This window comes from Rhodococcus sp. NPDC057014 (assembly GCF_042673295.1).
GTDB lineage: Bacteria > Actinomycetota > Actinomycetes > Mycobacteriales > Mycobacteriaceae > Rhodococcus_F.
In genome coordinates this window covers 1-1,577 of record NZ_JBHUSF010000622.1, presented here as the reverse complement: position 1 = coordinate 1,577, position 1,577 = coordinate 1, and the positions used below count along the sequence as shown (strand labels likewise).

Sequence of the window (1,577 nt, the reverse complement as noted above, 5' to 3'; positions counted from 1 at the left end):
CACTTCTGCTGCGCTGCAAGCGCGACCATGGCGAGCGCCGCGTCGGCCGGCTTCGTGATGTCGAGCCCGGTCAGCTCCTCGATTCGGTGAAGCCGGTTCAGCACGGTGTTCCGGTGACAGTAGATGGTCGACGCCGTCCCCAGCAGGCTGCCGGTGTCCAGATACGCGGCCATCGTCTCGAGGAGCCGCTCGTTCTCGCGCTCGGTTGCCTCGCGCAGCGGGACCAGAACGTATTGGCCGAGATCGCAACCGATCTCGGCGAGATACGTCTTCGCCAGCATCGGCCACGAGGCCTTCAGATCGGTGACACGTTCCTCGTCGGGCCCGAGCTGATCGACCATCCGGCTCGCGGCCAGCGCTGCCAGCGGAATGTCCGCGATCGCCCGGGCGATCGGCGCCACCGCCGCCCGGACCTTGTCGAGCAGTGCCAGTTCGCGTGGCGTCACCACCATCGGTGACGTGGCGGGAATCTGCCAGAACGCGATGAGGTGGCGTCCCTGCTCGTGCGTGAAGACCCGTTCGGAGAAGTGCGCCTTGTCGATATTGTGCCGCAGCGTCACGGCCGACTCGCTGGGTACTGCCACGACCCGGTAGAACGAGGACACCGAGAGGCCCAGGGCGCGGGCGATCTGAACGTGGTTGACCTCGAACTGCCCGACGGCGTCGAACAGGAGACTGATCTGCTGCCGCTGGAGGTCTTGGCGCTCACGGATCAACTGATCCTGTTCCGCCAGGTACGCGGCCTGAGCGAAGCGGGCGAAGGTGTCGACGACGTTCCACACCTCCTCGGCGTGCGCGGCGAGCACGTGCGCTTCGCTTCGGCCTGCCGTCGACAGCAGTCCCGACCACAGGATCGGGAAGTCGAGCCGGATGGCGGTGAGCATCGAGTCCAGCGGGATGCCGTCGCGCGCTCTGCGCCTCCCGAGGCGGGAGGCCAATCGTTCGACCGCTCCGACCTGTGCGGGATCGACGAGGGCACGAAGCATCAGCCCGAACACGTCGTTGCTGGTGGCGCGGAGTTCGGCCTCGCGGAGCCCGGCATCGCGGTACTCGCCGGCATCGAGCAGACGCCTCATGAACTGTTCGACCAACGTGCCCAGGTTCTCGCTCTGCCGTGACACCAGGCCGTGCCACCGCTGAGTCTCTTGTCGGTTGGTCATCGCCACCGTTCTCCGTCCCACTGTACTAACCTCAATCTTTCGTGCCGTGTGCCTGAGGTGTGGATTTCGGCTGGGATGTGCTGGTGCGGGACAGATATTGGTGTGTGGGTATAAGGGCGCGCCCGATGTCGCTCGGGTGGTGCCCGGTTCCACTGGCCGGGTTGGCTTTCGTGAGTCGTAGGAGCAGGAGGCCGCGGTCAGGTGAAGGCGGCGCGGATGCGATACCACGCTGCGGCGATCGCTTGGGCCCATTGCCAACTCGAATCGATCCGAACCCGGACCGCCCGGGCCCCCGCGGGTGATGCGGGCCGCGACGTGCAAGACCCGGTAGCGGAAGGTGTCGATCTCGCAGCGGGCCAGATCCGGGTGGTCGCCGAAGCCGATCAGCTTCGCCCAGGCAACCAGGTCGGTGGCGGC

General features: G+C 66.7%; 1 protein-coding gene and 1 pseudogene. Both read right to left on the bottom strand.

Going from position 1 to position 1,577, the window contains the following annotated elements; translation table 11 throughout:
• Window positions 1-1,160 (bottom strand): PucR family transcriptional regulator (locus tag ACFTZB_RS45525; RefSeq protein WP_378442566.1); only part of this gene is annotated, 1,160 nt, incomplete at its 3' end.
• Window positions 1,161-1,357: 197 nt separating this feature from the next.
• Window positions 1,358-1,577, bottom strand: a pseudogene (locus ACFTZB_RS45520) (IS1380 family transposase); the annotation flags it as partial.